The organism is Methanobrevibacter sp., assembly GCF_030539555.1.
Classification (GTDB): domain Archaea; phylum Methanobacteriota; class Methanobacteria; order Methanobacteriales; family Methanobacteriaceae; genus Methanocatella.
The window spans coordinates 1-3928 of sequence record NZ_JAUNXX010000100.1 but is presented as its reverse complement, the minus strand read 5'-3'; the positions used below and the strand labels follow the sequence as shown (position 1 = coordinate 3928).

Sequence of the window (3928 nt, the reverse complement as noted above, 5' to 3'; positions counted from 1 at the left end):
GAAGACACGGTCCATTCGAACCTCACAGATTACCTGCTGAAGAAATGGAATACACTTCACTTCCTGGTGTAATGAAAAAATTAGAATCAAGATTTGAAGATATGGAATAAATTTAAAAGAGATTTATAATCTCTTACTTTTTTACTTTTTTTTAGATTTACTTTTTGTGGGCAGTTATTATTGTAAAACTGCTGGAATTGATTGTGATTATGCAGTCATCAACTTCAACATAATAATTTTTACCTTTTTTTCCAACAACTGAATTGTCTTGTTTTAATTTGGAAATGCAATAACTTACAGGTTCCACATTAATTTCCAAGTTCTTTTGTATTCTTCCGATTCCCATTTCAGTTGTGTGGATTTTATCAATATTTTCTAAAAGTGCTCTCTTATGCATTTCATCACCCGATTTTTGCATCTTGGTCTATAATATAATTAGTTATTTATATATTACTTTACTATTTAGTATTATGTCATTTTTAAAATTCATTCTTAAAAATCCATTTAGGAGAAGAACTAGTGCAATTTTAGCAATCGTAGGTATTGCAATTGGAATAATTGTTATAGTTGCTCTTGGTGGAATCACAGAGGGTCTGATAAATACTTTTGAAGACACAATACATGCAGGAGGTGCTGATTTCTCGATTTCGGGAAAGGAAACAGGAGATTCTGCATATGGAACTAATACAATCGATGCAAATTGGACAGATAAGATAGCAAGCGTTGAAGGTGTGGATGAGGCTTATCCTATTTACGTTGTTCTGACATCGGTTGGTGATGATTATATGAATACATTGATTGGTATCGATCCTAACGGTACTGCTTTGGCAGACATTTCTATGAAGGAAGGTAAATTGTTCAGAGATAATGAATCCGAGGCAATTTTGGGTGAGATATATGCCGATGATAACAATTACTCTGTAGGGGATAATATAACAATAGATGGTGAAGACTTTGAAGTGGTTGGAATTTATGAAACAGGAGATTCAAATATGGCTGGTGGTGTATTCACATCAATTTCAAAAGTTGGAGATTTGATGGATGATGAGGATTCAATTTCAAATATTTATGTTAAAGTTAAAAAGGGTGAGGATGCACAGGCTGTAGCCGATAGAATTGATGCAAAATACGGAGATAACATATCAACAATCACTTCTGTTATGGAAATGGAACAGATGGGCAATATGCTCAGCATGCTTGAGGCATCATCATGGGCAATTTCACTTTTAGCAATTGTAGTTGGTGGATTGGGCATCATCAACACAATGTTGATGTCAGTATTTGAAAGAACAAGGGAAATTGGAGTTCTAAAAGCTGTCGGCTGGTCTAATAGAAAGATTCTTACAATGATTGTTGGAGAATCATTAGTAATAACAATAGTCTCTGCAATTATCGGTTCGGTAATTGGATTTGCAGCTTGTTCACTTTTAGGTCCTCAATTTGGAATTTCTCCATTATTTACTCCAAAAATATTCATCCAGGCATTTGCAATAGCAATCGTCGTTGGAATTATCGGAGGATTATATCCTGCAATCAAAGCGGTAAAACTGCCTCCAACAGAAGCATTGAGGTATGAGTGAGGTGAAAATATGAATGCTGTAGAAATGAAAAATATATACAAAAGTTATGAAGATGGTAAAATCAAAGCATTGAATGGAGTGGACCTCACAATCGGGGATGGAGAATTCGTATCTATTATCGGTCCATCAGGATCAGGCAAATCAACATTATTGAACATGCTTGGTGCACTTGATGTTCCCGATTCAGGAAGCATTGAAGTTGCTGGTCATGATTTAAGCACTTCAAAAAACTTGAATGAGTTTAGAGGTAAAAAAATTGGATTCATCTTCCAGCTGCATAATTTAATTCCAAATATATCTGTCCGGGAAAATGTTGAAATTCCGATGTATACTCAAAAAATGTCTTCTAGTGAGATGAAAAGTCATGCATTGAAATTATTGGATGATGTTGGTCTTAAGGATAAGGCAGATATCATGCCCAATAAGTTATCTGGTGGTGAAAGGCAAAGGGTGGCTATTGCACGTGCACTTGCAAACAACCCTTCGATAATATTGGCGGATGAACCGACAGGATCACTTGATTCCAAAACAAGTAGTAGGATCCTTCGTCAACTAATTGATTTGCATGAAGATAAAAATGTAACTTTGATAATTGTTACTCATGATATGGATGTAGCGAAACTTGCAGATAGGGTTATCGAAGTTTTGGATGGTGAAATAATCTCTGCTGGTGATGAATCGTTAATAAATAGTAAAATTGATGTTTAGATGATTCCATGAATCATCCTTAAAGCATCTAAAAGTCCGTGACTGTATTCAATACAACCGAATGCAGTCCTCATATCTTTTTTTTCAAGATAATATTTGGAATCGTTCCAATAATCAATAGCTCTGTCATAGACTTCTTTTTCTTTTCCTTCAAAGGTAATGTCGGCTACCTGATTTAAATTTCTTTCCAATTTCGCAATGTCCTTGGCTATCTTTTCTGGACTTTCAAGTTCACTCATTCAATCTCCTCCAAACATGTAATATTCTTTGAGCCACAGTAAAGTAAGATAAAATCACTAATATGTAAATGATATAGGTAAAGTAAATGTCTCCGGCAATATGTCCTATTACTGCTCCAATCATTAAAATAATCATTCGAACGGCTCTTTCAGCTATTCCAATATTGCAGTCAACGCCCTGGGATTCTGCTCTTGCCCTTACGTAACTTACGCAGATTGCAGAATGAATTGCCAGGACTCCAACAAACCAGTCGCAGTATCCTCCAAATATTATTCCGATGTAGATTATTGCATCTGCAAACCTGTCCATGGTTGAGTCAAGGAATGCTCCAAATTTGGATGACCTGTTATGATATCTTGCAACTGCACCGTCCACAACGTCCAAAAATCCAGATGCCAGAATTGCAAGAGTTGCCAATATCAGCATATGATTTGCAAATCCGTATGCTGCAAGGAGTGCAACAAATGGAGATATTACAGTTATAATATTCGGATTAATGTTTAATCTACTAGCGAGAGGATTTAATATTTTTGTTAAAAGTGGTCTTAGTGATTGAAGCATAATTTATATTAAATATCTCATCTAATATAATTGTTGGGTAAGGAAAATGAAAATATTGAAAACAAGTATTGATGCTGTAGATGAAAAAATAATTGGTGAAGCTATTGATGTTTTATCCAATGGAGGTGTTATTTTATACCCAACTGACACTGTTTATGGGTTGGGTGCAAACATATTTGATAATGCTGCAGTTAAAAGGGTTTTTGATATAAAACAAAGAAGTTATTTGAAACCGCTTTCAATACTTGTTAGCGATATAAGATCCATTGGATTGGTGGCAAAAGTTTCAAACGAGCAAAAGAAGCTAATTAATAATTATCTTCCAGGTCCCTATACATTTATTTTAAAGAAAGAGAGTATTGTTCCAAGGACCGTAACTAGTGGTTCTGCTTTTGTTGGTGTTAGAGTTCCTAATAATGACATTTCCCGTAGGTTGGCTAGTTTATTCCCGATAACCACCACCAGTGCGAACATTTCTGATGATGAAGTTTTATCCAATCCTTCTGAGATTTTAGAACAACTGGATTGTGAAGTTGATTTGGTTATTGACGTCGGCGAATTAAAATCTTCTCATGCATCCATGATAATTGATTTATCACAAACAAATCCAAGGATAATAAGAAGGTGAAGAGATTATTTAATCTCTTCGGTATTTGATTATTATGGCACAACCTAAAACCAATATTAATACTATTAGCATTGGCAATTCAATACCAGTGGAATGTTTCATCAAATTTGTTGATTTATTTTCTTCATTTTTAATAGGGGTGCTATTTTCTTCAACTTTTGAAATAATTCCTGTAGTATTTCCTGTTTTGTTTTCAGTTGATTGAATTTTT

The 3928-nt window shown here is 34.6% G+C and carries 8 protein-coding genes; 4 read left to right on the top strand and 4 right to left on the bottom strand.

From position 1 onward, the window contains the following. Positions 1–110 (top strand): fructose 1,6-bisphosphatase (locus tag Q4Q55_RS09925; RefSeq protein WP_303372647.1); only part of this gene is annotated, 110 nt, incomplete at its 5' end. A 47-nt stretch (positions 111–157) separates the two neighbouring features. Here Q4Q55_RS09925 and Q4Q55_RS09920 read toward each other — a convergent pair. Then, positions 158–397, bottom strand: a complete 240-nt coding sequence (locus Q4Q55_RS09920; RefSeq protein ID WP_303372646.1) for a DUF3781 domain-containing protein — start codon at positions 395–397, stop codon at positions 158–160. Positions 398–470: 73 nt separating this feature from the next. Here Q4Q55_RS09920 and Q4Q55_RS09915 point away from each other — a divergent pair, with 73 nt between their 5' ends. Then, a complete protein-coding gene (locus Q4Q55_RS09915) occupies positions 471–1580 on the top strand; it encodes an ABC transporter permease (protein ID WP_303372645.1) in 1110 nt (369 codons plus the stop codon). A 9-nt stretch (positions 1581–1589) separates the two neighbouring features. Next, on the top strand, positions 1590–2288 hold the full coding sequence (locus Q4Q55_RS09910) for an ABC transporter ATP-binding protein (protein ID WP_303372644.1): 699 nt from the start codon (positions 1590–1592) through the stop codon (positions 2286–2288). On the opposite strand, the gene Q4Q55_RS09905 is transcribed toward Q4Q55_RS09910, so the two are convergent. Then, positions 2285–2527, bottom strand: a complete 243-nt coding sequence (locus Q4Q55_RS09905; RefSeq protein ID WP_303372643.1) for a DUF357 domain-containing protein — start codon at positions 2525–2527, stop codon at positions 2285–2287. The genes Q4Q55_RS09910 and Q4Q55_RS09905 overlap by 4 nt on opposite strands. After that, positions 2520–3089, bottom strand: a complete 570-nt coding sequence (gene pgsA / locus Q4Q55_RS09900) for an archaetidylinositol phosphate synthase (RefSeq protein WP_303372642.1) — start codon at positions 3087–3089, stop codon at positions 2520–2522. Before pgsA ends, Q4Q55_RS09905 begins: the two co-directional genes overlap by 8 nt. Positions 3090–3135: 46 nt before the next feature. Between pgsA and Q4Q55_RS09895 the strand changes: the two genes are divergently transcribed. Continuing rightward, positions 3136–3717: an L-threonylcarbamoyladenylate synthase gene (locus tag Q4Q55_RS09895; RefSeq protein ID WP_303372641.1), complete on the top strand. Its 582-nt coding sequence runs from the start codon at positions 3136–3138 to the stop codon at positions 3715–3717. 9 nt (positions 3718–3726) lie between these two features. Here Q4Q55_RS09895 and Q4Q55_RS09890 read toward each other — a convergent pair. After that, a partial coding sequence (locus Q4Q55_RS09890) for a hypothetical protein (protein WP_303372640.1) occupies positions 3727–3928 on the bottom strand: 202 nt, incomplete at its 5' end.

What these genes read in the sequence shown, in the direction of transcription:
- Q4Q55_RS09920 (WP_303372646.1), bottom strand. Translation starts at nt 397, where the DNA reads ATGCATAAGAGAGCACTTTTAGAAAATATTGATAAAATCCACACAACT.
- Q4Q55_RS09915 (WP_303372645.1), top strand. Translation starts at nt 471, where the DNA reads ATGTCATTTTTAAAATTCATTCTTAAAAATCCATTTAGGAGAAGAACT.
- Q4Q55_RS09910 (WP_303372644.1), top strand. Translation starts at nt 1,590, where the DNA reads ATGAATGCTGTAGAAATGAAAAATATATACAAAAGTTATGAAGATGGT.
- Q4Q55_RS09905 (WP_303372643.1), bottom strand. Translation starts at nt 2,527, where the DNA reads ATGAGTGAACTTGAAAGTCCAGAAAAGATAGCCAAGGACATTGCGAAA.
- pgsA (WP_303372642.1), bottom strand. Translation starts at nt 3,089, where the DNA reads ATGCTTCAATCACTAAGACCACTTTTAACAAAAATATTAAATCCTCTC.
- Q4Q55_RS09895 (WP_303372641.1), top strand. Translation starts at nt 3,136, where the DNA reads ATGAAAATATTGAAAACAAGTATTGATGCTGTAGATGAAAAAATAATT.